This is a genomic window from Psychrobacter sp. Sarcosine-02u-2, from assembly GCF_002836335.1.
GTDB lineage: Bacteria > Pseudomonadota > Gammaproteobacteria > Pseudomonadales > Moraxellaceae > Psychrobacter > Psychrobacter faecalis.
The window spans coordinates 39,945-63,435 of the sequence record NZ_PJBX01000176.1 but is presented as its reverse complement, the minus strand read 5'-3'; the positions used below and the strand labels follow the sequence as shown (position 1 = coordinate 63,435).

The following is a 23,491-nucleotide window of genomic DNA, read 5'->3' as shown; positions in this document are numbered from 1 at the left end:
TACATAGACTAAGTTATGTATTGCATTATATACGATCTATTACTCCGTATTGTGCATTATTGTTATGGGGGTATAATAGGAATAAATCCGCTGAGCGCTGATAAAGCTGGCAGGACAGTTTATTGTCTGCGACAAAGAACTGAAATAAGGTATGGCAAGGCGGCAGGGCAACTTGATCGGCTTCCTTTGGATTCCAACCAGAGACGATTAAGCGGCGCGAGTTGGGATTGGTCTTTATTTGTTCAATCACGTCAGTGATTTGATCGACGCCATCGTTCTCATAACTGCCGTCTTTCCGCTTGGTGGCGCCATAATTGCGCCATTGATGACCATAAATGGGACCCAAGTCGCCAGCAGGACGGTTAAAGCGCGCGGTTTGGTCAGCGGTCGCCCATTCGTTCCAGATACGCACGTTATTTTCTTGCAGATAATCAACGTGGGTACTGCCACTTAAAAACCAAAAGAGCTCATAAACGATCGATTTAAAATGGACTTTTTTGGTGGTTAATAAGGGAAATCCATCGGCTAAGTCAAAACGTAGCTGCGCACCAAAGTGGCTTAGCGTACCAGTGCCAGTACGATCGCCTTTTTCAGTGCCATTCGTCATGACATGTTTTAGCAAGTCTAAATAGGCTTGCTCATTTTTACTGTTATGGTAACTACTGGTCATAAAGGTACTCTTTTACGCTGTTAAAACGTTTCTTTAAATTATTTCTTAAAATACAGTTTTTAAAAACATCGTTATTAAAAATCTGGTCCTTAATATCATGCTCACTATAGTCTTTAATAGGGTAGTGGATACTCAATAAGGCTTAATAAGCCGACTGCTTACCCCAATCATAGATGCCACGCTTATAAGCATAAATCAGCATGATGAGACCAATAATAATCATTGGCGCGCTCAGTATTTGGCCTTTGGTCATCCAGCCGAGTAAAATAAATCCTTGGTCAACATCTGGCTGACGGAAAAACTCGATGATAAAGCGGCTAATACCGTAACCTAATAAAAATAAGGCAGAGACGGCCATACGTGGACGCGGCTTTGAGGAATACCACCATAAAAAGATAAAGAGCAGCAGACCTTCAGCTAGGGCTTCGTAGAGCTGCGATGGGTGACGCGGCAATAAATACTGCCCATTGACCTCAAGCATTAACGATTGTAATTTAGGGTTGGTTTGTAATTGCTGCGCATCAAATGCTGCGGCTTGCGGAAAGTAAGTCAGCCAATTATAGCCACCGTCTGAAACGCGTCCCCAAAGCTCGCCGTTGATGTAGTTGCCGATACGCCCAAACAGCAGACCCGTTGGTACACAGGGAATAATAAAATCGAGCACCTGAAAAGGGGTCTTTTTATATTTACGGGCAAAATATAACATGCCTAACAAAACACCAATCATGCCGCCGTGAAACGACATGCCGCCTTCCCATACCCTAAACAGATACGCAGGATTTTGTAGCAATTCACCAAATTGATAAAACAATACATAGCCGATACGGCCACCCAAAATGACACCAAGGGCACCAAAAAAGACCAAATCAGACACCATATCGGTGGTCCAGCCATCGCGTTTGCTACTGCGATACCATGCAAGACCATAAGCGGCGGCAAAGGCCAATAAGTACATTAAACCATACCAGTGCACTTCTACTGGCCCCAAGGACAGCGCTACGGGGTCGAACTGAGGATGAATCATCATAAAGGCATCATATTATTGATAATGGAATGTGGCCCATAATAGCAAAATTCATCCGTTGCGAATACTATGATAAGTTTATCAATATATAAATGGATAAGGGAATGGCACATGGAATCAATAGCAAATCGGAGCAAAAACCGATAAGATGAAAAAAAGTGCTTCAATTTCTAAGGAATCCTTATGCAGTTGCCTTTACCAACATTATCCTTGCTCGGCATCATGGCTTCAAGTTTGACGCTATGGATTCCTATTAATGCCCAAGCAGCGCTGAGTAATATTGAAAATATTACTATTTATCAAGGCTTAGCCAGCGTCACACGTACCTTGCCAATCAATGGCAGTGGCGAGCAAACGCTGGTCTTTTCTTGTTTATCGCCGAACATTGACGCTGATAGCATTAGCGTACAAGCACTAGGTAATGTTAATGTCGGTGAAGTCAGTATCGAAACCTTGAGCGCTGAGCAAGCGGCGCAATGTCAATATGGCCAATATCAAGGCGACGCCAAAGTACAAGTCCAGAAAAACACTCTTGCCGATATCAGCGCTGAATTAGAAGCAGCACGCTTAACCAAAGCCTATCTGCAAAATTTGACCAAAGTGACGCAAATTAATACGGCTGGCACATTGGCCAATAACGCCCGTGATTTAGAGACACAAGCGGCCAATATTAATAAAAAGATTGTCGAGCTACAGCAGCGCGAGGCACAAGCGAAAGATGCGCTCAATCAGCTGCTGGCGGGTAGTACGACCTCAAAACAGAATAGCGTGACCCAAGTTAGTGTTCGCACCGCCAGTCGCACGCCAAGTACGGTTAAACTGCATTATCAAGTGCGCGGCGCCAGTTGGGAGCCGACCTATCAAGCGCGCTTAAATACCGACAGTAAGCAGCTGAATATTACCGCTTCTGCCATCATCGCTCAACAAACTGGCGAGAATTGGAACAACGTGCCTGTTATTTTAAGTAGCGTAAATCCCAATCAAACGACTACCAGTCAGCTGCCACGCGTTGAGCGCTTGTCATTATATGAAGAGCAGCAACAAGCCAAATTGTCTCGTTATGCAGCGCCGATGATGGAGATGGAAGCGTCTCCTGTGCTCGTCGTAGATAGTGATAGCTATAGCGGTACTGGAAATATGCCGCCGCTACCGAGCTTTGCGGTAAGCAGCCAAAACAAAAACGGCATCACCGAATATCGCTTGCCGCAGCGGGTCAGTATTCCTAGTGATGGTCGGCGCGTACGTACGGTCATCGATGAGCAGTCTGGCACTAGCAAACTTTGGCTACGCAGCACACCAAGTGCCGAGACCGCCGCTTATTGGTATGCATCCGCGCCATTCTTGACGCCTACTTGGGCAGATGGCTCACTGCAGCTATATCGCGATAATAACTATGTCGGACAGTCGCGCTATAATTATCAAACCCTAAAAGAGCAGGGTATTGGCTTCGGTATTGATCCAAGTTTGCTGGTCAAGCAGCTGACCGACGAGAATAAACAAGGTGATAGAGGCGTATTTAACCGTCAGCAAACTAAAACCATTACTCAGGCCTATCAATTTACCAATCAGCACAATCGCAGCGTGCGCTTGCAGGTGTTAAGTGCTGAGCCGGTGAGCAGCGACGATAGTATTAAAGTCATGGCGGCGCATATCCCAGCGATTAGCCAAAAAGACTGGAATGATAGTAAAGGGATGGTCGCTTGGGAGTTTGATTTGCCAAGTAAGCAATCACAAGTGCTGCAATCAACATATCAAATCAGCTACCCTGCTGATAAAAAGCTGAATACCAACTAAGCGCTAATAATTTAATATTTATATCAAGGAAAACTATGTGTATCGTCGCCATTGCTTGGCAGTTATTTGATGAGTTGCCGTTGGTTTTACTGTCCAACCGTGATGAGTTTTTACAGCGTCCAACAGATCCGCTGCATCAATGGGAGGATAAGCCTATTTATGCAGGGCGCGATAAGCAAAGTGGCGGCACATGGCTTGGCATACATCAACAGCAACAGGGCGATTTTTACGAGCAAAACGGACGTTGGGCGGCGGTATTAAATTTTCGTGATGGCGTACAAGCAAGTAATGACGAACGCTCACGTGGCGAATTGGTCACCGATTTTTTGACCAGCACTTTAAACCCATTGGAATTTGCTCGGCAAATCAGTTTGCAAGATTACGCAGGTTTTAACCTTGTTATTGGCGATACGGCGCAAGCGGTCATTGTCAATAATCGTGGTCATGCACCGACGCCGTTATATACAGGATTGTACGTAATATCCAATGGTCAGCCAGAAGAAGCGTGGTTTAAAACCGAACGCCTACGCGGTCGGTTACGCCAAGAGGTGTTGCCATTGATTAGCGAGAACAGCGCCCTTGACTACTGGCAAGCAGCGGCGTTTGCCGTGATGTCGGATAACACGCCAGCGCCAGAAAATAAATTACCCGAAACAGGTGTCGCTAAGCAGATTGAGCGCGCACTGTCCTCTATTTATATTGAGTCTGCTGATTTGAGTAGTATGAATAAAACAGCCATGCCAAGCTATGGAACGCGGACGCAAAGTATTTTAACCTTACGTAAAGAAGATAGGACAGACAAAAAAATCAAAGCAGCGCTTATTAGCCGTGAATGCCAGCATAGGCAAATTTAATATAAAAAAATTCCCCTATGAATAATAGCTATCAATAGGGGAATTTGTTTTCTGTTTGAATACTTATTCCACCAACAAATGGTTGTTTTGTTCTGGAATAATCAGTTCTTGTTTAAGCGGTAGTTCGCGTACCAATTCTTGCAAGGCGCGACGATATACCCCGCGTTTAAAATGAATCACTTGTCCGAGTGGATACCAGTAGCTGACCCATTGCCAATGGTCAAATTCTGGTTTACCCTCATCAAAGCGGATATGTTGAGTATTCGGCTCATCTAAGCGCAGCAAAAACCATTTTTGTTTTTGCCCAATACACAAAGGATACTGCCCATGACGCACATAGCGTTTTGGCAAACGATAACGCAACCAATCTTGCGTGACCGCCAGTAGATCCACATGACGCGGATGTAAACCGACCTCTTCCCAGAGCTCGCGATACATCGCATCCATCGGCGTCTCCCCGCGGTCGATGCCGCCTTGAGGGAACTGCCAAGCGTTGTGACCAATACGTTTTGCCCACAGAACTTGCCCTTGTGTATTTGCCAAGATGATGCCGACATTGGCGCGAAAGCCGTCTGCATCTATCATGACTAAACCCTTTTAAATTATTTAAAAATAGCTTATTTCGACAAGGTACAACGACAGCAATCATAGTTATTATAGGGTGATGACCATCAGTACTATGACAAAATAAGATTCATTACCGTTATTAAACCAAGAAACAACCAAAATGTGTAACAGTATTTTGCTATAAAATGTTTCACAAGATTAATACTTTAAAATCAATCAGTTATAAGCACACTTTTGTTAGTAAATTCCGCGGATTTTTTTAATAATGATAAGTCGCGGTAACGATAGGTGTATAAATACTTAAATATCGAATATTATTGTTAAAGCATAAATAAGGTAGCAGTTTATAAAAGGTAAGCAAGAAAAGGCAAACAAGGAAAGGGCGTCATAAAACTGGTTTTTGCTTATGCTACACTAACAAAAGACAGTGTTTTTTAAAAAGAGATTGTATTTCAAAAAATAAGAAACCGTTACTATTCAAATGAAAATTCATGTCAAATTAAAAAGCATATGAATTAAGAAGCATGCGCATTCAAAATCGTAGTAATTAAAACAAGGAATATCTAAGATGTCAGAGTCAAAAGCAAGCGTCACGTGGCAAGAAAATAAAGCCTTTATGGGCGTATCGCCATCAGGACATAACGTCCAAATCGATGCTGATAAAGAAAAGGGCGCCAGTCCTATGGAGCTAATTTTATTAGGACTTGGTGGCTGTGCCAGCTACGATGTGGTGGCAATTTTACAAAAGTCGCGCCAACAAGTGACCGACGTACGTTGTGAGCTGACCGCTCAGCGGGCTGAGACTATTCCAGCAGTTTATACTGACATTCATATGCATTTCATCGTGACCGGACAAGAAGTCAAAGAAAGCCAAGTAGAAAAAGCCATCAAACTGTCGGCCGAAAAATATTGCTCAGCCAGCCGGATGCTGGTGCAGGGCGGCGTCAATGTGACTCACGATTTTGAAGTGATTGCAGGATAGGGGCAAGTATACTGATGAGTCTATTCTTTGGGTTGATTCCCGATAGTGCCGCAGCGGCTATTTGGGCGATGGTGGTGGCAAGTCTGCTGCCACTGGCGATGGCGCTGACAGCAAAAGCGCTTGGCGGTTTTAATTTGGCTGACAATGCCCATCCGCGTGATTTCTTACAAGGGACGACGGGAGCTGCCGCGCGGGCCAATGCTGCCCAGCAAAACAGTTATGAAACCTTGCCTATATTTTTGGCAGCAATGTTGGTTGCGATGCTGTTTTTTGTACCGCAATTAATTATTAATACCATCGCTTGGCTATATGTGCTGATTCGTATTGGGTTTTGCGTGGCTTATATTACCAATTTAGCCACCTTTCGCTCTATTCTTTGGGTGCTTTCGATGGCTTGCTCATTGATGTTATTTTACTTAGCAATTCGGGTCAGTTTTTAGCTTATTGCTGCTGTAAGTCTTTGATATTCTAATTTTTAACACCTTCACAATATCGCTCATAAAGCGCTGATTATTCGCATGTGCTATTTTGCAGCGCCGCGATAATCACCGCTTTATTTTTTTCTCGTTTGATACTTTCCCACAAGGTTTGCGCCTCAGAGTAACCCTTGGTTAGCATACCAAGCCACTGTTTATAACGTCCAACCAACACCACATCGTTTTTCGCCGCACCCTCTAAAAACTTAATCTGATGGGTAATTAAATCTTGCCATGCTAAGGCTGTCAGTGTTTTTGTGTCATTATTATCGGCATCAATCTTGGCAATCAAATCAGGACGGGTGACGGCGCCGCGACCAAGCATCAGATGCTGGGTTCCTGACTGTCCCATACAGTTTTGTGCGTGCTCACTATTCCAAATCTCACCATTGGCAATCACTGGTATAGCAAGCGTATTAAAATTTTGGATTTTATCCCAATAAGCGGGAGGCTTATAGCCTTGGGTTTTGGTACGCGCATGAATGGTTAACCAATCAGCGCCGCTCGCAGCAATCGCTGCTTTGATATCATCCATGCGACTCGTATCGGTATAGCCCAAGCGAATCTTTGCGGATACGGGAAGATGAGCGGGTACGGCTCGGCGTACGGCGCTGATAATCTCATGCATCACCTCAGGCTCATCAAGTAGCACCGAACCACCACGATGGCTGTTAACCGTTTTAGCCGGACAACCAAAGTTGATATCAATCGCAGGCGCACCAAGCTCGGCAGCATAAGCGGCATTTTCTGCCATCAATTGCGCGTCACTACCAAGTAGCTGAATATGAATCGGTGTACCAGATATGGTTTTGGCATCATGATGCAACTCTGGCACGTATTTATAAAAAACGTGTGCTGGCAAGACAGTTTGGGTGACGCGAATAAACTCACTGACCGACCAATCATAAGGACGACCCAAGTCTGACGCAATTTGGGTGAGGATTTGGCGCATCAATGGATCGGTCAAACCTTCCATAGGCGCAAGCAGGCGAACAGGATTGGCAAATAATTGCTGTATGGTGTTTTGGCGTGCTTGAAGTTGTTGATTATGATTCATGATCGGATAGTCAATATTATGAAATGAGGTTGGCAAAGGCGATGAGGTGAGAGATAGACGGGCAGATTAAGTATTACCAAAAATGACCTTTTTGCCTGTCTGCAATCCTGATACCAAGTCTTTAATATTATGAATATCTAAATTGCTTTGCGCGCGCGTACACGCAACGTAGAGCAGACGCAGCTCTTCTGGGCTAATCTTGACCGCATTGGTGGTCACGTCATAATAGAAATCATCATCGAGCTGCACTTTGCCCCACTCAAGCCCTTTGGCTTTATGCGCGGTTGAGATGACATAATCAGCATTTTCGATACGGGTTAGGCTGTTAACTGCCTGCGTCAACACATTGGTACCATGGTCATCGACCAACTTCACCAAGGTTTTAAGGTCGCTGCCTTCATTGGTTTCAGAGTATTCTTGGACGTCACTCCAATTATAAAAATACGCCAGTTCGGGTACACCATACGCCGATTTGCCATTTTTTAAGTTTTCGGCTGCCTGACAAAATTTAAGCATACGATCAGTATCGGCTTGCAGAGCAACTCGATGACCAAGTTTTAAGCCCGTCAGCAATTGCGACATTGCCGCCGCATTGGTACGGCAAAGAATGGCATCTTTTTTACTATGCACCATGCCTTTTTCGGTAGACGATTGCTTATTAGGATTGCCTTTTAATGGTACGTCTTCTTGTAAAGCTTTAAGCAAGGTATTGGCAATCTCGGCAATTGGTTCGCCAAAACGAAACGATTGGGTCAATAAAGTTTGCGGCAACGGCAGTTTTTTCATCGCATTGACCGCGCCGCGCCACTCATAAATCTGCTGATGGGCGTCGCCGACATAAATCACCTGCCGTGGCTGCTGAGTCAAAATCCCCATCATCAATGGATCGGCATCTTGTGCTTCATCAAATAAGATAAAGTCCGCAGGAATGCTCGGCTTCGATAATGCCCACAATTTAAGATAAATATCATGGCCGATACCAGCCGGATGGCGCGCATCAATCGACTGTAACCAGCGCTGCTCAACGGCAGGGTAGAGGATTTCGCGCAATTGCTCGCTATCTGATTCATCAAGCCAGCTTGGAAATTCAAGATGCCTTGGGGCAGGATAGCTGGCATGAGTGCTACAAAAATTGCTCACCGCATCACTGACAAATCGCGACAAGCGCGCTGGCGTGAGGGTAATATATTTATTCACCCCATCCATTTGCCGACGCACTTGCACGGGTTGTAAGCCTAAATCATCACCCAAACGCTTGGGTGAAAACCTTGGTAATGACAATTTAGCGGTAATATCACGTGGTACGTGACGGTAGGCCAGTGAGTGAAACGTCCGACAATCGACGTGACCGGGGAATTTTTGCCGCGCATCGTTGGCAATGGCTTTGTTAAACGCTAAATATAAACCGCGACCGCGCAGACGCTCACCAATTAATTTGAGCGTTGTGGTTTTCCCTGCACCTGCATAGGCAACCACTTTAAATGACTTGTGATCCATCGCCATGTTTAGTGCGTTCAGCTGCTCATCAGTGGGATCGCTCATATAAGCTGGCATCGATGCGGACATAATAAAGCTACCTAAAAACTAGAATGGGGTCAAAATTGGCGGCGGTAAAAAAGCCACTGCATAAACAATGGCTGACGGCTGATAATAACGGTGATAGTGAGAGACTCATTAATAATGAGGGTAGTACTGAGCGACTTAAATAAGAAAGCTATTTAAATAAGAAAGCTATATTAACAGATTAGCGTGTTGGCTGCTTTTTGAATAAGTGCCTGATAAGTAAAGTTATTCTTTCTTCAACTCTATATCGTCTGTCAAAGTCAGTTTGCGTTCTTCTTTGATTAAGACTTTTGCTAAAAACAACCCTAGCTCAAACAATAACCACATAGGAATGGCGAGCATCAACATTGATACGCCATCAGGCGGTGTAACGACCGCTGCAACGGCAAAACAGCCGACGATAATATAGCGGCGTTTATCTTCTAGACTCTGAATGGAGACGACACCCGCCAATATCAATAGTAAAGTCACCACTGGAATCTCAAAGGTAAGCCCAAATACCATGAATAATTTGAGCGCGAAGCTTAAATAACTGTCGATATCTGTCATCGGCAAGACGTTTTGCGGCGCAAACATGATAAAGAACTTAAGCACGCCTTTTAACACAATAAAATAAGCAAACGCTACGCCCGCATAAAATAAAAATATCGAAGACATCAGTACAGGAATAGCGACTTTTTTCTCTTTTTTATACAAACCAGGCGCGACAAACGACCAAATTTGATACAAGATATAGGGCATTGCCAAAAATGCCGCCACAAAGATACTCAGACGTATCGGCGCCATAAAGTTGGAAGTGATATCGGTCGCAATCATCGTTGAGTTGGCGGGCAACTGGGCAACCAGTGGGTCGGATAAAAAGTCATAGAGCTCGCGTGAAAATCCGACCAAGGCCAAAAATATCACCAGTACCGCGACGCATATCTTGATCAGATGTCGGCGTAGTTCAATCAAATGCTCAGTAATCGGCATATCAGCCATTGAGCTTAAGATATCACCAGAGTCATCATGCGCAGCGGCATCTGTGGCCGCATCTGTAATAGCATCGATGTCTGTAGCCGTTACTTTTTCTTGACGGCTTTTTTTACGCTTAAATAAACCCACTAATCATTCTCCTGCTGCTTGGCAGAAGCCTGCTGAACTGATGACTCTTTAATCGATGGTTTGTTTAAATGGTTATTTAATAACGTATCGGCTTTATAATTGGGCAGGTAGGGCGGCTGCGGCAGACGTCTTGCTTTATCATAAGCGCCAAGACGAAACCACATGTTTTCCCACGGTTTGGTGATGGCGGTTTGGATCTTTTGATGGGTATTGTCGTTGAAATCAGTTTTCAGATTAGCATCATTATTTGAGTTTCGTAATTCTAATAGTTCAGGCGCTGTTAATTTTTTATCGGAGTCATAGCGGTCATAAGCGTAGTCAAATTCTTTTGGCGTTACTAATGAATGATCGTCTTTCTCATGGTCGATTTTATCGCTATCACTATCCACTTTAGCAGTATTAACTCGATGCGCAGCTTTAAGATGCTGGTTTTGCGAGGATTCAAATTCTTGCAGACTGCCGCGCATCTCTGCCATCTCACGGCGCATTTCAGCTTCAGTTTCACGAATTTTAGCCAGCTCTTTTTGCATTTGCTGCCGCGTCTCTGCCAAGTCAAGTTCCGCTTCGATTTCAGACTGCAACGTCGTGACGGTTCGGCGAATTTTGGCATACCACTGCCCAGCCGTACGCGCCGCTTGGGGCAGTTTTTCTGGCCCCAAAACGATTAAGGCGATGACGCCAAAAAGCAGTAATTCTGAAAATCCAATATCAAACATAATGTCCCAATGCCACTATTAAATGCTATACATTATGCTTGTCATCAACCTTAGTGGTTGTTCGCTCTTCAGTGTGCGCATTGCCATCATGGTCAAGCACAACTTGTTTTTTGGTATGTTCGGTATTTTCATCTTTAACGGCGTCTTTAAAACCTTTGACTGCGCCGCCCAAATCTTTACCGGCATTTCTTAGCTTGGAGGTGCCAAATACCACCACCACCACCACCAATAAAATCAGCCAATGCGTAATGGAAAAACTACCCATGATGCTATCCTTCTGTCTTGGTTTTCAGTCTTTATAGGAATACGTTGAGTGTATAGAATATTGCTGTCGTACACAAAAGCTATCGACAGCTTATGAGAAGTAACATGTCACACTATTATAACCTGCCGTTATGACAAAAAGGTGAAAGCAACAATAATCAAACAGGGTAATGGCTAAGCTTAAAAAACGCTAGCGCGCTGCTTTTTCATCAATACCTGACAGACCAAAACGTCGGCCTAGCTCATTTAATACCGCTTCTGATTCTATATCAAACCATGCCAAGCCCACTAAAGTATGGAACCAAACATCAGCGACCTCATAGATCAGCTCGTGACGCGCTTCGTCATACTGGGCTTTGTCGCTATTTTCATCACAATTGGCTAAGTCTTTGGCCGCGATGATGCTCTCGGTACTTTCTTCACCGACTTTTTCTAATATTTTATTTAAACCCTTGGCATATAAGCTGGCTACATATGAGCTGTCAGCATCCGCTTGTTTGCGCTCGGCCAATACTTTATCAAGCTGCTGCAAAATAGAATGAGTGGTAGCAAGGTTGTTATTTTGATGGGTGTCTGCATGGTCTATATCTTCCGCAGTCGCTTCATTAATTTCAGGCGTGGCTTTTGCAGCGGCGTTTGTCTGATAAATCTCTGCAGGATCTTTTAATACTTTATCGACTGTTTGCCATTCAGGTGTTTGCCCTGACAAATCCAAACGCTGATAAAAACAAGACTCACGGCCAGTATGACAAGCAATACCACCGGCTTGAGTGACGCTAAGGACAATCACATCGGCGTCGCAATCTAGACGAATATCATGCACGCGCTGGGTATGCCCAGAAGATTCGCCTTTATGCCATAACTTGCCACGCGAACGCGAAAAGTACACCGCCGTCTGCGTTTGCGCGGTTAATTGTAAGGATTCGGCGTTCATCCACGCCATCATCAAAATACGCCCTGACACATAATCTTGTGCAATTGCAGGAATCAAACCATCAGCATTAAAGTTTACGGCAGCAAGCCAAGCAGGTAAAGTCATAATCTATCAGTCGTCTTATAAAAGAAATGAGAAAGGGGTAAACGGTATTAAAGAAAGTAGTAAAAATAGCGCTCAATCTCTACTTAAACACAGCTACCGCTGACATTCAATATGTTAACGCAGGAAATAAAGCGCAATTATAACAGCAGCACGTTTTTGCGCGTAGTGTATTTCATAGTAACTAACGCACCCTATAAAGTAGCGATTAAAACTTTCCTTGGCAAAACAGCGTACTATCTGCTAAAATAGCGCCTCCCACCTCGAGGCAAATAGCCGTTTAGTGCTTGTTTTTAAAGCGACTATTCGTTTTTACTATTTGACGACCAGGTTCTATCAAAGACAAAGAGGCAAATCATCATGAAAGTTAAGATGAAAACCAGAAGCGGCGCCGCTAAACGCTTCAAAAAAACAGCGAACGGTTTTAAGCGTAAACAAGCATTCAAAAGCCATATCTTGACCAAGAAATCAGCTAAGCGTATTCGCCAGTTGCGCGGTCTAAAGATGGTGGACAAGTCTGACGAAGCAGCAGTTCGTCGTATGTGCCCATACATCTAATAGCCTATCGTCATTTAGCTTTAATTTATTAAAAATATTTGACTTTGCAATTTGATAACGATGTCTATTAATCAATTATTTGATGACATCGTGATTCGTTTAATAATGATTAAAAAATCTTGGAGTAATTTATGGCCCGTGTAAAACGTGGTGTACAGGCAAATCGCCGTCACAAAAAAATCTTAAAGCGCGCAAAAGGCTACTACGGCGCTCGTTCACGTGTTTATCGCGTAGCTGTACAAGCAGTGACCAAAGCTGGTCAGTATGCATATCGTGACCGTCGCAACAAAAAACGTACTTTCCGTCGTCTTTGGATTGCACGTATCAATGCTGGTGCACGCTTAAACGGCTTAAGCTATAGCCGCCTTATCAACGGCTTGAAAAAAGCAAACATTGCTATCGATCGTCGCGTACTTGCTGACATCGCTATGCATGATGCAGCGACTTTCACCGCCTTAGTTGAAAAAGCAAAAGCGGAATTAGCCTAAATATTAACTATCCTTTAAGTATTCCGCTTTTTTGAGTGTTTGCTTAAATGGATAGCAATAATATTGATTAATAGTACGATATTAATAAAAGCTACCGCTGGTCGGTGGCTTTTTTTATATTAAATTATTTTACAGCCAATTTTACACCGCAAAAATGTAAAACGTTTTTAGTAAAGTTGCACTTTTTATTGTCTAAATATTCAAGCCATTTATATCACACGCCTTTGGTTGAAAATGAGTGGGTAAATGGTTTGCAATATTTGGTCAAATCCCTACAATTATAAATCACTATTATTAATAGTCCGTTTAAATCAGGAAGAATGCGTCTTATGACTACCCCTGCTGCTACCACCGATTTGTCGGCGCTACCGACCTTGTCCACCGAGCTCAGCGAGTTAAACGAAGCCCAGTTAAATGAGTTTGCCAGTGCTGCTGAAGCGTTAGTTCTACAAGTAACCGATGTGCGCGCCCTGCAAGATTTACGTGTGCAACTGACCGGTAAAAAGAGCCCATTAACCGGCTGGTCAAAGCAGATGGGTAAGCTTGGCAGCGATGATAAAAAAACTTACGGCGGCTGGTTACATCAAGTGCGTAGCCGCATTCAAGATGCGTTGACCGCGCAGCAGCAAGAGCTAGAAGTGGCGGCATTAAACGCCAAGCTTGCCAGCGAGAGCATTGATATCACCTTGCCTGCGCGCGGTGGTCAAAAAGGCCATTTGCATCCCGTGACCATGATTACCCAGCGTATGCAGCAGTATTTTATCCAAGCGGGTTTTAATGTTGCGACCGGCCCTGAAGTTGAGAGCGATTACTATAATTTTGAAGCGCTAAATATCCCATCGCATCATCCAGCCCGTGCGATGCATGATACCTTCTATTTTGATGCGCATTATTTACTGCGTACCCATACCAGCCCCGTGCAAATTCGCACCATGGAAAAGAATGAGCCGCCGATTCGTATTATTTGCCCAGGCCGCGTCTATCGTAATGACTCAGATCAAACCCATTCGCCGATGTTCCATCAGCTAGAAGGCTTGATGGTTACTGAGTCGAGCACCTTTGCCGAGCTAAAAGGCTTGATTAGTGAATTCTTAGAAGCATTTTTTGCCAAAGAGCTGACCGTGCGTTTCCGTCCCTCATTCTTCCCATTTACCGAGCCTTCTGCTGAAGTCGATATTCTCGATGATAATGGTAAATGGCTTGAGGTCATGGGCTGCGGCATGGTACACCCACAGGTGCTGACCAATTGCGGTATTGATAGCGAAAAATACACCGGCTTTGCTTTTGGCATGGGTATTGAGCGCTTTGCCATGCTGTACTACGGTATCGATGATTTGCGCCTGTTTTTCCAAAACGACGTACGCTTCTTAAAACAGTTTGGCTAGATGGTCGTTATTAATACGTCACCCTTTATTCTAAAATCTTTATTATAAAATTCTGATCCGAGATATTTATGAAAATTAGCGAACAGTGGCTACGTCAATGGGTAAACCCCAACAATAGCAGTGAGCAATTGGCCGAACAGCTTACAATGGCAGGGCTTGAGATTGACGATCGCTTTGCGGTTGCTCGTGCTTTTAGCGGCGTGGTAGTAGGTGAGGTAATCAGCGTCGAGCAGCATCCCGATGCCGATAAACTGCGCGTCACGCAGGTCAATATTGGTGCCGCTGAGCCGTTACAAATCGTTTGCGGCGCGCCCAATGTGACGGTTGGTATGAAAGCGCCGGTTGCGACCGTTGGTGCTGTGCTGCCATCTAACGACGCAGAAGGCTTTACAATTAAAAATGGCAACCTACGCGGTGTCGACTCTAACGGTATGCTCTGCGGTGCCTCTGAAATTGATTTAATCGATAGCATCGATGGCCTGCTTGAGTTGCCAAGTGATGCACCGATTGGCATGGATATCCGTGAGTATTTAGGTTTAGACAATCAAATACTGGATATCTCTATCACCCCAAACCGCGGAGATTGCTTTAGTGTACGCGGTATTGCCCGTGAGATATCAGTGATTAATGATTTGCCAATGCAGCAGCCTGAGATTCCTGCCAACGTGCCAACTGACGCTAACGGTGCTGGAAATACTACGCCAGCAGTAACAGTAAGCGCGGTTGAAGCGTGCCCACGCTATTTACTCCAATCAATCAGCAACATTGATCGTAGTATCGATACGCCGAAATGGATGCAAGATGCGCTAGTCCAATCGGGACTGCGCTCGCATAACTTTTTGGTTGACGTGACCAACTACGTGTTGATGGAACTGGGCCAACCGCTACATGCGTTTGATGCTGATACCATTGAAGGCGATATCGTAGTACGTTTGGCGCAGCCTGCTGAGACCATTACTTTATTAAATGAGCAAACCATTACTCTAACGGGTGATGAGTTGGTCATTGCCGATGATAAAGGTGCATTGGCACTTGCCGGAATTATGGGCGGTCAGCGTAGTAGCGTTACTGATAACACGACCAATATTATCCTAGAAAGTGCCTTTTTTAATCCATTAGCGATCGCTGCACGCGCACGCCGTTTTGGTTTGCATACCGATGCCTCACAACGTTTTGAACGTGGTGTCGATTTTGAATTGCCAGCGTTAGCACTAGCGCGTGCAGTTGATTTGATTACCAGTGTCACGAACTCGCAAGCTGGGCAAATAGTAAAAGTAGAAAATAGCAAGCACTTGCCAGCACGTACGCCGATTACGTTGCCAGTTACTAAAGTCCGTGAGGTCATTGGTATTGAGATTGAGCCAGCAGTGATGGTGCGTATTTTGACTCAATTAGGCTTTGAGGTAGAGCAGCAAGCAGATAAGCTGATTTGCACGCCGCCATCGTATCGTTTTGATATGAGTATCCGCGAGGACTTGATTGAAGAGATTGCCCGTATTTACGGTTATGATAATATTCCAAGCGTCTTGCCGCATTTGCAAGTCAGTATGGATTATGACGACACGGCGGACTTGACGCACGAGATGAAGCTCGCGCTAGTCGATAATGGCTATATGGAAGCCATTAGCTTTAGCTTTAGTGATGCAAAAATAGAAGCCTTGCTTGATGATAAAGCGCTGGGCGAAGTGTTGGCACTGGCCAATCCTATCTCTAGCGACTTGGCGGTGATGCGCCGTACTTTGCTATCAAGCTTATTGCCTTGTGTGCAATATAACCTCAATCGTCAGCAGCCGCGCGTGCGTTTCTTTGAAACGGGTTTAAGCTTTGTCGGTCAAAGTATTAGCGAGTTGGTACAAACGCCAAGTATTGCGTTGGTTGCTGTCGGCGATGTTTGGGATGAGCAAGCGTATCAAAACCGTGCGCTAGATTTTTATGATCTTAAGCATGATATTGAGCAGTTATTACCTGCGCAAATCGACAGTGCGCGTATCCGCTATGAGCGTAGTGCGCTTGCCTTCTTACATCCTGGTCAAAGTGCTAAGCTCTATATCGATGAGGTATACGTCGGTTGGTTGGGTCAACTCCATCCTAATACCGCTAAACAGCTAGACTTGCCAGCGACGTGGGTGGCGCAATTGTCACTGGCGCCATTATTAACCTTGGTACGTGAACAGCACGCTATCACCACACCAAGCAAATTCCCGCACGTACGCCGCGATATCGCCATCTTAGTCGATAGTGACATCAGCTTACAGACCTTGCAGGCGACGATTCGTGCCGCAGCTGATGAATTGCTGACAGATTTATGGTTATTTGATGTGTATGAAGGCGACAAAGTACCGACTGGTCAACGCTCTTTAGCATTCGCTTTAATATGGCAAGACAAAGCACAGACATTATCTGATGACGCAGTAAAAACGGCGACAGATAAAGTCGTGCAAGCGCTAACTGAACAGCACGCCGCTCAGTTGCGTGATAGCTAAAACCAAGATATAACCATCTAAAACGCTCTATGGCCTCTGCATAAATGAGGCTATGGCGTTTTGCTATTTATAAAAATGATTATCTGATAGAAATTTTCATCCTTAAAAAAGTTAAGTGGTTATTAATAAAGGATTTTCATGCAGACTTTATGAAAAAGATGACAAAAAACCTTTATAATAACTAACATTAATTCTCATACCGCTAAACCATGATATTCGACATCACGACATAGCATAGGAGTCGTACTGTGAGCACCTTAACCAAATCTGACATGATTGAGCATTTGATGAGTCATCTTAACCTGACACGCCAAGAAGGCCGCTGTTTGGTGGAGAATTTTTTTGACGAGTTGTCAGAGAGTTTGATTGATGGCAAAGAGGTCAAGCTGTCAGGCTTTGGCAACTTTGAGCTTAAAGATAAAAACAGCCGTCCCGGACGTAACCCGAAGACAGGGGAGCCCGTTGCCGTGTCAGCACGCCGCGTCGTCACCTTTAAAACAGGACAGAAGTTTCGCCAACAAGTGGATGAGCGCTTATTTGACTAATAATAATCTCGGCAGTAAGTGAAAATGATGGTTATCACAGTCTATTGAATATATTACTGTGATAACCATCATTTTTTATGTGGCGCTTTTATATCATACTACTTTTTATAAAACATAAATAGTAGACATAAAAAAAGAGAGCATAGGCTCTCTTTTTTACTGCAGTACTTTTATTATGAAAAATAAAAATTACTGAGCTGGTTCTTCAACAACAACTTCGTCAGCAGCGTCAACAGCTGGAGTTTCGCTAGCTACATCAACGCTAGTAGTAGTACCGTCTACAGGTACTTCAGCATCAACTTCGTCAGTAGCAGTAGCCGCTTGTGCATCAGCGATGTCAGCTTCAGCATCAGCTACAGCAGCGTCAGCTTCTGCAGGTACCGCTTCGCCTTCAGCAGCAGCTTCGTTTAGTTCTTCAGAAGCGTCTTGCACTTCTTCTTGCGCGTCAGATAAATCTTCAGCAGCGTTTTCTTTGTTGCTATCACAGGCAGTAAGGCCCATAGTTGCAGTCATGATACCAGCTAGAGCAAGTAATTTAAGTTTCATAGGGTTTCTCCGGAAAAATGAAATGATCAGTAGCAGCAAAAAAGGTTGAATATCCGAGATGTCCCAGAATTCAACTAGTATTAATTACAGCTACTCAGCTTTCACGCATTCTATATGATTTCTTTCTGCATGGAAAGAGGTTGTACAATTAAGTAACAATAAAATTGTAAACCGACTTTTAACTTGCTCATTTAATATACTTTTTAATACAACAAGCCAAATTAATCGACGTATAATCAATGACATCAGGACGTTTTAGCACTTTTTTGATAAAAGGATTTTTTTATGATTTTAAGCGTATTTTGAGATTATCGATAGGCTATTTATCAATAAAATTGACATTAAAATAAAGCAAAAATATAGAAGCGATTATGGTTGAAAGCTAGAATATAAAATCAACGGAATGAGTCATATATCTTATAACGTTAATAATCAAATAATAGGGTTTACTACGATAGTGATAGGCATGCTATTGGATTTTTAGGAGAAACATTATGAAGTGGCAAGACAGACGTGGCAGTTCGAATGTGCGCACCACCAGTGGCGGCGGCAAAATGATTGGTGGCGGTATCGGCGGTATTATCATTGCTGGTATTTTATGGCTGGTGTTTGGGGTTAATCCGATGACCGCCTTGCAAACGGGGCAAGTGATTACGGGTGGCGGCAATACTTCTACCCAACCTGCCACTAGTGATGAACGTGATACCCGCTTTGTAAAAGTCGTATTGGCGGATACAGAGGAAGTTTGGCATCAGATATTTAACGAGGCAGGGAGCACTTATAAAGAGCCGTCATTGATTTTATTTAATGGACAGGTCACCTCAGCTTGCGGCAGTGCCAGCGCCGCCACAGGGCCTTTTTATTGCCCAGGCGATCAGACGGTATATTTGGATACGTCGTTTTTTGTAGAGATGCGTCAAAGTTTGGGTATTACTGGCGATGAACAAGGTTCAGGCGATAGTGAAAATCAAGGTAAAGCGGGAGACTTTGCGCAAGCCTATGTCATCTCTCATGAGGTCGGTCACCACGTGCAGACTTTGCTTGGTATTACTCAGCAAGTCAATGAAGCCAGTCGCCAAGTGACACGCGCGCAGGCTAACAAACTGTCTGTCATGCAAGAGTTACAAGCCGATTGTTTTGCAGGCGTGTGGGCGCAGCGCAATCAAGAGCGCGTACAGTTCTTGGAAGCGGGCGATATTGATGAAGCCATCAATGCCGCTGGTCAAATTGGTGATGATCGTTTAGCACGTGCCGGCGGCGGCGCTGTGGTACCCGATAATTTTACTCATGGCACCAGTCAACAGCGCGTGCAGTGGTTTACCCGTGGTTTAGAGAGCGGTAATGTGCAAGCGTGCGATACTTTTAGCGGCGCGTTATAGAGTTCGTTTTGTGTTATAAAAATATTTGGGTATTGCTTACCCTATAAACGTAAAAAAGCCTGCAAATCCATTGCAGGCTTTTTTCTTGCTAACTTTTTAATAGTCAGCTATCTTTTTTCAATACTCATGTAATCTATCATCTTAATTAAGATAATGATTTAATCATAGCTAACGAATAGTGATTAACGAGTTTGGTCAAGGATATAAGCACCTGCGCCGCCAATGGCTGCGCCACCAATTGCACCGCGAGCGATGTCTTTACTGTTGCCGCCACTTTTAAGTAGAGCACCAGCAGCTGCACCAGCAGTAGCGCCTTTAGCAGTGTTGCTCAAGCCACTGTTGTAACCATAACCATTGTTAGCACAACCGCCCATCATCAAAGCTGAGCTTGCAATCGCAGTTAGTGCAAAAGTTTTAGCAAATTTCATGGTATCACCTATTAAGTCATCAAGTTTGAAATCCAATATACAGGATGTATCTAAATATGTCTGTACTACTTTTAATAATAGCTTGTTTGTCTCTATCAAGCCGTAGTAGAAACGCTAAGCTTTGCAAATATACGGTAAATTATGTTACTTCGCTGTATCATTGGTAGGGGTTTTGCTTATAGTTATTGTATTTATAATGATAGTCCGCTAACTGTTTTTTGCAATTACGTAATTGCAAAACTAGAAAGACCACATAAAGTGGCCTTTTTTAATCTAGCAGTCGAGCTAACGGTCTAGTTTTGTGACTTACGTTTCATTTGCTCAAAGAATTCATCGTTAGTTTTGGCTTCTTTTAAACGATCAAGCAAAAACTCAGTCGCTTGGACACCATCCATCGGTTGTAACAGTTTACGCAATATCCAAACTTTACGTAGTTTATCTTCATCAAGTAGGCGCTCTTCGCGGCGGGTGCCAGATTTTTTGATATTAATCGCAGGGAAGACGCGTTTTTCGGCTAAGTCACGCTCAAGGGTGATTTCTTGGTTACCCGTGCCTTTAAACTCTTCAAAGATAACACTGTCCATTTTACTACCGGTATCAATCAAGGCACTGGCAATAATGGTTAAGCTGCCGCCTTCTTCGACGTTACGCGCCGCGCCAAAAAAGCGTTTTGGACGTTCTAGCGCGTTGGCATCCAAACCACCGGTCAATACTTTACCCGATGATGGAATAACGGTGTTGTAAGCACGGGCAAGACGGGTGATAGAATCAAGCAAAATGACCACGTCTTGCTTATGTTCGACCAAACGTTTGGCTTTTTCGATGACCATTTCGGCGACTTGAACATGACGCTGCGGTGGCTCATCAAAGGTTGAGGCAACGACTTCGCCGCGCACGGTGCGCTCCATTTCGGTTACTTCTTCTGGACGCTCATCAATGAGCAAGACGATAAGGTAGCATTCAGGATTATTACGGGTGATAGACTGAGCAATAGATTGCAAGAGCATGGTTTTACCGGCTTTTGGCGGTGCAACGATAATCGAGCGCTGTCCTTTACCAATCGGGGCAATCAGGTCGATGATACGACCAGTCAAATCTTCAGTGGTGCCATTACCAAGCTCTAGCTTTAATTGCTCAGTTGGAAATAATGGCGTTAAGTTCTCAAAAATCAGCTTATGACGCGAGCGATCTGGGGTATCAAAGTTGATTTCGCCAACCTTTAGTAGCGCGAAATAACGCTCAGAATCCTTTGGCGGACGAATTGTGCCCGCGATACTGTCGCCCGTCTTGAGACTAAAACGGCGAATTTGGCTGGGGCTGACATATATGTCGTCAGGACCTGCTAAATAAGAGCCCTCTGATGAGCGTAAAAAGCCAAAACCATCAGGAAGTACCTCAAGCACGCCGTCGCCGTAGATGGCTTCGCCGTTACGGGCATGGGTTTTTAAGATAGCAAAGATAATGTCTTGTTTACGGCTACGCGCCATATTATCAAGGCCCATTTCTTTGGCGATGGCCAGTAGCTCAGCGATTGATTTTTTCTTTAGTTCAGTAAGATTCATAGATAGGTCATTAGCAGTTGATCAGATGAGAGATGCCATTATCAGCACAAATCACGACAAGGGTTAAACAAAGGGTGTAGGGCGATAGAGGGTATATACACAGGGCTTGGGGCTTATGTAGGATTTGTTTGTTTTACGTGCCAGCTTATAAACGCCTTGCAAGACAGTCAGGCAGGTTTATAAAAAGTGAAGATAAAGAAGTCTACATAAGAGTCTGCGTCAAAAACTCAATATCAGTAATTGTGTTTAGTCATTGCGTTCAGTAGTGGTGTTTTATAATGACGATTGTGTTTTTGTTGATAAACACGAGGAGAATAGCGACAAGACACTTAGGAAAATGATTAGTTTTCTCTTGTCAGCAGACTATACGGCGTTCAAGACAGCCTTGTCAATAATTTTTGCCAAAAAAGCTATAATATCCAGCTTTTTGCTCAGAAAAGCAGCAAAAAAGCCATTAGCTCAAAAAGATAATGGCTTTTTCAATACGAACTTTATAAACAGCATAGCGCATTTTTTAGAATCGCTATTTTTAACAAACGCCTTTTAGCGATTATTAATTGGCATTTATTAATCGTACTTATAGATGTTTATCTAATACTTTAGCAAGTTCAGCTTTTGGCTGTAAGCCCATGACTGAATCGACTTTTTCGCCATCTTTAAAGACAAATAGCGTTGGGATGTTGCGGATACCAAAACGGCTCGCTGCTTGCGGGTTGTTATCGACGTCGACTTTAACGATTTTAACTTTACCTTGGTACTCGCTCGCCAAATCTTCTAAAATAGGCGCGATGGCTTTACAAGGACCACACCAAGTTGCCCAAAAGTCTACTAGCACTGGCATATCAGATTGTAGGACGTCTTGGTCGAAGTTTGCATCAGTGGTATTAACAATAAGGTCTGACATAATTTATCTCTCTTGTTTTATTATTTCTATCACCAGTCATCATACAATACGGCTGTCATATTCGAGCGATGAGTGGTTAAAGAATGGTTGGGAGGTGGTGAAAATCTGCCATTATATTAACATGTTTGCTCAAAGTTGACAGATGCAGGCGGGTTAAAATGTTTAACAATTACTATTAGCACAATAAATCGACACATAATGACACAGGTTATGTTTTATCTGTCACCCTAATCTCGTGCGGGCATTATTCTACATCTAGCATGTTTACCGTGTAGCGCCGTTAATATTTCTAAACCCTGATATCATTTATAGCCTTATTAGAATAATCTATTTTTAAACCACCAACCTTTTGATACAAGTAGCCCATTTTTATGCCTTTTACCGATGAAGCAATAGATGCCTTAAACGCTCAAGAAAATGCCTATCCTCTTGCGTTTTTTCAAAAATTTGCCCAAGACATTACCGTCTATGAAGACGATGACATTTGGGTTGTTGATAAGCCCGCCGGACTGTTAAGCGTCGATGGTAAAAGCCTTAAGGTGAGTTTGTTGGCACGACTCGAGCGCGCCAATCCGGCGGTAAAGTTGATCCATCGTCTAGATATGGATACTTCAGGGCTACTAATTTTTGCCAAAAATGCCGCCGCGCAAAGTCACATTAGTAAGCAATTCATCGACCGGTTGCCGCAAAAAAGCTATCAAGCGCGCGTCTTTGGTCGGTGGCAAAACGTCGGTGCCAAAGGCGAGATATCAGTGCCGGTACGCTATGAGCCTACGACCAAACCACGGCATATCGTTGACCATAATTGGTCAAAGCATGCATTGACACTGTATGAGGTGTTGGCGCATGAAGAATGCAACGGTCAAGCCGTTACTCGCGTGCTGTTAAAGCCCGTGACCGGTCGTAGTCATCAGCTGCGCGTGCATATGGTGCACGTCGGTCATGTGATGATTGGCGACCCAATTTATGCCGAAGGTAATGCCTTAACGATTGCGCCGAGGCTTAATTTACATGCTCAGCAATTGCGCCTTAAACATCCGACCCTTGGTGCGTGGATGGATTGGGAAAGTCCATGCCCTTTTTAGTAACTCCTTTCTAATAAGCTA

24 protein-coding genes are annotated in these 23,491 nt (G+C 44.0%); 11 read left to right on the top strand and 13 right to left on the bottom strand.

Features of this window, described 5'->3' with window-relative positions; genetic code table 11:
- Nucleotides 1-25: 25 nt before the first annotated feature.
- Together thyA and lgt are read right to left on the bottom strand one after the other, a co-directional pair.
- Nucleotides 26-670, bottom strand: coding sequence for a thymidylate synthase (thyA, locus tag CXF58_RS11890; RefSeq protein WP_267284279.1), 645 nt, complete (start codon nucleotides 668-670; stop codon nucleotides 26-28).
- Between the two features lie 142 nt (nucleotides 671-812).
- Entirely contained in the window at nucleotides 813-1,697 is an 885-nt protein-coding gene (gene lgt / locus CXF58_RS11885) for a prolipoprotein diacylglyceryl transferase (protein ID WP_102077598.1), read from the bottom strand.
- Nucleotides 1,698-1,877: 180 nt separating this feature from the next.
- On the opposite strand from lgt, the gene CXF58_RS11880 reads away from it, so the two are divergent.
- Nucleotides 1,878-3,488 (top strand): DUF4139 domain-containing protein, encoded by a 1,611-nt coding sequence (locus CXF58_RS11880; RefSeq protein ID WP_082894229.1) that lies wholly within the window; start codon nucleotides 1,878-1,880, stop codon nucleotides 3,486-3,488.
- A 35-nt stretch (nucleotides 3,489-3,523) separates the two neighbouring features.
- Nucleotides 3,524-4,342: an NRDE family protein gene (locus CXF58_RS11875; RefSeq protein WP_102077597.1), complete on the top strand. Its 819-nt coding sequence runs from the start codon at nucleotides 3,524-3,526 to the stop codon at nucleotides 4,340-4,342.
- A gap of 63 nt (nucleotides 4,343-4,405) precedes the next feature.
- On the opposite strand, the gene CXF58_RS11870 is transcribed toward CXF58_RS11875, so the two are convergent.
- Nucleotides 4,406-4,927, bottom strand: a complete 522-nt coding sequence (locus CXF58_RS11870) for an RNA pyrophosphohydrolase (RefSeq protein WP_068403735.1) — start codon at nucleotides 4,925-4,927, stop codon at nucleotides 4,406-4,408.
- 550 nt (nucleotides 4,928-5,477) lie between these two features.
- On the opposite strand from CXF58_RS11870, the gene CXF58_RS11865 reads away from it, so the two are divergent.
- A complete protein-coding gene (locus tag CXF58_RS11865; protein WP_068403733.1) occupies nucleotides 5,478-5,891 on the top strand; it encodes an OsmC family protein in 414 nt (137 codons plus the stop codon).
- Between the two features lie 14 nt (nucleotides 5,892-5,905).
- Entirely contained in the window at nucleotides 5,906-6,331 is a 426-nt protein-coding gene (locus CXF58_RS11860) for an MAPEG family protein (RefSeq protein ID WP_068403731.1), read from the top strand.
- Between the two features lie 70 nt (nucleotides 6,332-6,401).
- Here the strand turns inward: CXF58_RS11860 and CXF58_RS11855 are convergent, their stop codons facing one another.
- The 6 genes from CXF58_RS11855 to hisIE all read right to left on the bottom strand — a co-directional run bounded on the left by CXF58_RS11855 (nucleotide 6,402) and on the right by hisIE (nucleotide 12,110).
- Complete coding sequence (locus CXF58_RS11855; protein WP_068403729.1) at nucleotides 6,402-7,424, bottom strand: tRNA dihydrouridine synthase; 1,023 nt, start codon at nucleotides 7,422-7,424, stop codon at nucleotides 6,402-6,404.
- 66 nt (nucleotides 7,425-7,490) lie between these two features.
- Nucleotides 7,491-8,990: a UvrD-helicase domain-containing protein gene (locus CXF58_RS11850; RefSeq protein ID WP_068403727.1), complete on the bottom strand. Its 1,500-nt coding sequence runs from the start codon at nucleotides 8,988-8,990 to the stop codon at nucleotides 7,491-7,493.
- A 222-nt stretch (nucleotides 8,991-9,212) separates the two neighbouring features.
- Nucleotides 9,213-10,091: a twin-arginine translocase subunit TatC gene (gene tatC, locus CXF58_RS11845; RefSeq protein ID WP_068403725.1), complete on the bottom strand. Its 879-nt coding sequence runs from the start codon at nucleotides 10,089-10,091 to the stop codon at nucleotides 9,213-9,215.
- Complete coding sequence (gene tatB / locus CXF58_RS11840; protein WP_068403723.1) at nucleotides 10,091-10,807, bottom strand: Sec-independent protein translocase protein TatB; 717 nt, start codon at nucleotides 10,805-10,807, stop codon at nucleotides 10,091-10,093. The genes tatC and tatB overlap by 1 nt, the downstream gene beginning before the upstream one ends.
- Nucleotides 10,808-10,832: 25 nt before the next feature.
- Nucleotides 10,833-11,072, bottom strand: a complete 240-nt coding sequence (gene tatA / locus CXF58_RS11835) for a Sec-independent protein translocase subunit TatA (RefSeq protein ID WP_068403721.1) — start codon at nucleotides 11,070-11,072, stop codon at nucleotides 10,833-10,835.
- A gap of 189 nt (nucleotides 11,073-11,261) precedes the next feature.
- Nucleotides 11,262-12,110 carry a bifunctional phosphoribosyl-AMP cyclohydrolase/phosphoribosyl-ATP diphosphatase HisIE gene (gene hisIE / locus CXF58_RS11830; RefSeq protein ID WP_068403719.1) on the bottom strand — a complete coding sequence of 283 codons (849 nt, stop codon included), beginning with the start codon at nucleotides 12,108-12,110 and terminating at the stop codon, nucleotides 11,262-11,264.
- A gap of 357 nt (nucleotides 12,111-12,467) precedes the next feature.
- Between hisIE and rpmI the strand changes: the two genes are divergently transcribed.
- The 5 genes from rpmI to CXF58_RS11805 all read left to right on the top strand — a co-directional run bounded on the left by rpmI (nucleotide 12,468) and on the right by CXF58_RS11805 (nucleotide 17,566).
- Nucleotides 12,468-12,665: a 50S ribosomal protein L35 gene (gene rpmI, locus CXF58_RS11825; protein ID WP_011281253.1), complete on the top strand. Its 198-nt coding sequence runs from the start codon at nucleotides 12,468-12,470 to the stop codon at nucleotides 12,663-12,665.
- A gap of 131 nt (nucleotides 12,666-12,796) precedes the next feature.
- Nucleotides 12,797-13,153: a 50S ribosomal protein L20 gene (gene rplT, locus CXF58_RS11820; RefSeq protein WP_058369591.1), complete on the top strand. Its 357-nt coding sequence runs from the start codon at nucleotides 12,797-12,799 to the stop codon at nucleotides 13,151-13,153.
- Nucleotides 13,154-13,482: 329 nt separating this feature from the next.
- Nucleotides 13,483-14,538 carry a phenylalanine--tRNA ligase subunit alpha gene (gene pheS, locus CXF58_RS11815; RefSeq protein ID WP_068403765.1) on the top strand — a complete coding sequence of 352 codons (1,056 nt, stop codon included), beginning with the start codon at nucleotides 13,483-13,485 and terminating at the stop codon, nucleotides 14,536-14,538.
- A gap of 68 nt (nucleotides 14,539-14,606) precedes the next feature.
- On the top strand, nucleotides 14,607-17,021 hold the full coding sequence (pheT, locus tag CXF58_RS11810; RefSeq protein WP_068403717.1) for a phenylalanine--tRNA ligase subunit beta: 2,415 nt from the start codon (nucleotides 14,607-14,609) through the stop codon (nucleotides 17,019-17,021).
- A 248-nt stretch (nucleotides 17,022-17,269) separates the two neighbouring features.
- Nucleotides 17,270-17,566: an integration host factor subunit alpha gene (locus tag CXF58_RS11805; protein WP_068403716.1), complete on the top strand. Its 297-nt coding sequence runs from the start codon at nucleotides 17,270-17,272 to the stop codon at nucleotides 17,564-17,566.
- A gap of 189 nt (nucleotides 17,567-17,755) precedes the next feature.
- Here CXF58_RS11805 and CXF58_RS11800 read toward each other — a convergent pair whose 3' ends face one another.
- Nucleotides 17,756-18,112 carry a hypothetical protein gene (locus CXF58_RS11800; protein WP_068403714.1) on the bottom strand — a complete coding sequence of 119 codons (357 nt, stop codon included), beginning with the start codon at nucleotides 18,110-18,112 and terminating at the stop codon, nucleotides 17,756-17,758.
- Between the two features lie 476 nt (nucleotides 18,113-18,588).
- On the opposite strand from CXF58_RS11800, the gene CXF58_RS11795 reads away from it, so the two are divergent.
- A complete protein-coding gene (locus CXF58_RS11795; protein ID WP_228706603.1) occupies nucleotides 18,589-19,491 on the top strand; it encodes a KPN_02809 family neutral zinc metallopeptidase in 903 nt (300 codons plus the stop codon).
- Between the two features lie 182 nt (nucleotides 19,492-19,673).
- Here CXF58_RS11795 and CXF58_RS11790 read toward each other — a convergent pair whose 3' ends face one another.
- From CXF58_RS11790 to trxA, 3 genes are all read right to left on the bottom strand, one after another.
- The gene (locus tag CXF58_RS11790) at nucleotides 19,674-19,919 is read right to left on the bottom strand and encodes a hypothetical protein (protein ID WP_068403710.1); all 246 of its coding nucleotides are present in this window, start codon (nucleotides 19,917-19,919) and stop codon (nucleotides 19,674-19,676) included.
- 293 nt (nucleotides 19,920-20,212) lie between these two features.
- Complete coding sequence (gene rho / locus CXF58_RS11785; protein WP_068403707.1) at nucleotides 20,213-21,481, bottom strand: transcription termination factor Rho; 1,269 nt, start codon at nucleotides 21,479-21,481, stop codon at nucleotides 20,213-20,215.
- Nucleotides 21,482-22,058: 577 nt separating this feature from the next.
- Nucleotides 22,059-22,385: a thioredoxin gene (gene trxA, locus CXF58_RS11775; RefSeq protein ID WP_068403703.1), complete on the bottom strand. Its 327-nt coding sequence runs from the start codon at nucleotides 22,383-22,385 to the stop codon at nucleotides 22,059-22,061.
- A 371-nt stretch (nucleotides 22,386-22,756) separates the two neighbouring features.
- Here trxA and CXF58_RS11770 point away from each other — a divergent pair, with 371 nt between their 5' ends.
- Nucleotides 22,757-23,470 (top strand): RluA family pseudouridine synthase, encoded by a 714-nt coding sequence (locus CXF58_RS11770; protein WP_068403701.1) that lies wholly within the window; start codon nucleotides 22,757-22,759, stop codon nucleotides 23,468-23,470.
- The last annotated feature ends 21 nt before the right edge of the window (nucleotides 23,471-23,491 follow it).

Bases quoted from the DNA above. Each gene is read 5' to 3' on its own strand.
- thyA (WP_267284279.1), bottom strand. From the start codon at position 670: ATGACCAGTAGTTACCATAACAGTAAAAATGAGCAAGCCTATTTAGAC.
- lgt (WP_102077598.1), bottom strand. From the start codon at position 1,697: ATGATGATTCATCCTCAGTTCGACCCCGTAGCGCTGTCCTTGGGGCCA.
- CXF58_RS11880 (WP_082894229.1), top strand. From the start codon at position 1,878: ATGCAGTTGCCTTTACCAACATTATCCTTGCTCGGCATCATGGCTTCA.
- CXF58_RS11875 (WP_102077597.1), top strand. From the start codon at position 3,524: ATGTGTATCGTCGCCATTGCTTGGCAGTTATTTGATGAGTTGCCGTTG.
- CXF58_RS11870 (WP_068403735.1), bottom strand. From the start codon at position 4,927: ATGATAGATGCAGACGGCTTTCGCGCCAATGTCGGCATCATCTTGGCA.
- CXF58_RS11865 (WP_068403733.1), top strand. From the start codon at position 5,478: ATGTCAGAGTCAAAAGCAAGCGTCACGTGGCAAGAAAATAAAGCCTTT.
- CXF58_RS11860 (WP_068403731.1), top strand. From the start codon at position 5,906: ATGAGTCTATTCTTTGGGTTGATTCCCGATAGTGCCGCAGCGGCTATT.
- CXF58_RS11855 (WP_068403729.1), bottom strand. From the start codon at position 7,424: ATGAATCATAATCAACAACTTCAAGCACGCCAAAACACCATACAGCAA.
- CXF58_RS11850 (WP_068403727.1), bottom strand. From the start codon at position 8,990: ATGTCCGCATCGATGCCAGCTTATATGAGCGATCCCACTGATGAGCAG.
- tatB (WP_068403723.1), bottom strand. From the start codon at position 10,807: ATGTTTGATATTGGATTTTCAGAATTACTGCTTTTTGGCGTCATCGCC.
- tatA (WP_068403721.1), bottom strand. From the start codon at position 11,072: ATGGGTAGTTTTTCCATTACGCATTGGCTGATTTTATTGGTGGTGGTG.
- hisIE (WP_068403719.1), bottom strand. From the start codon at position 12,110: ATGACTTTACCTGCTTGGCTTGCTGCCGTAAACTTTAATGCTGATGGT.
- rpmI (WP_011281253.1), top strand. From the start codon at position 12,468: ATGAAAGTTAAGATGAAAACCAGAAGCGGCGCCGCTAAACGCTTCAAA.
- rplT (WP_058369591.1), top strand. From the start codon at position 12,797: ATGGCCCGTGTAAAACGTGGTGTACAGGCAAATCGCCGTCACAAAAAA.
- pheS (WP_068403765.1), top strand. From the start codon at position 13,483: ATGACTACCCCTGCTGCTACCACCGATTTGTCGGCGCTACCGACCTTG.
- pheT (WP_068403717.1), top strand. From the start codon at position 14,607: ATGAAAATTAGCGAACAGTGGCTACGTCAATGGGTAAACCCCAACAAT.
- CXF58_RS11800 (WP_068403714.1), bottom strand. From the start codon at position 18,112: ATGAAACTTAAATTACTTGCTCTAGCTGGTATCATGACTGCAACTATG.
- CXF58_RS11790 (WP_068403710.1), bottom strand. From the start codon at position 19,919: ATGAAATTTGCTAAAACTTTTGCACTAACTGCGATTGCAAGCTCAGCT.
- rho (WP_068403707.1), bottom strand. From the start codon at position 21,481: ATGAATCTTACTGAACTAAAGAAAAAATCAATCGCTGAGCTACTGGCC.
- trxA (WP_068403703.1), bottom strand. From the start codon at position 22,385: ATGTCAGACCTTATTGTTAATACCACTGATGCAAACTTCGACCAAGAC.
- CXF58_RS11770 (WP_068403701.1), top strand. From the start codon at position 22,757: ATGCCTTTTACCGATGAAGCAATAGATGCCTTAAACGCTCAAGAAAAT.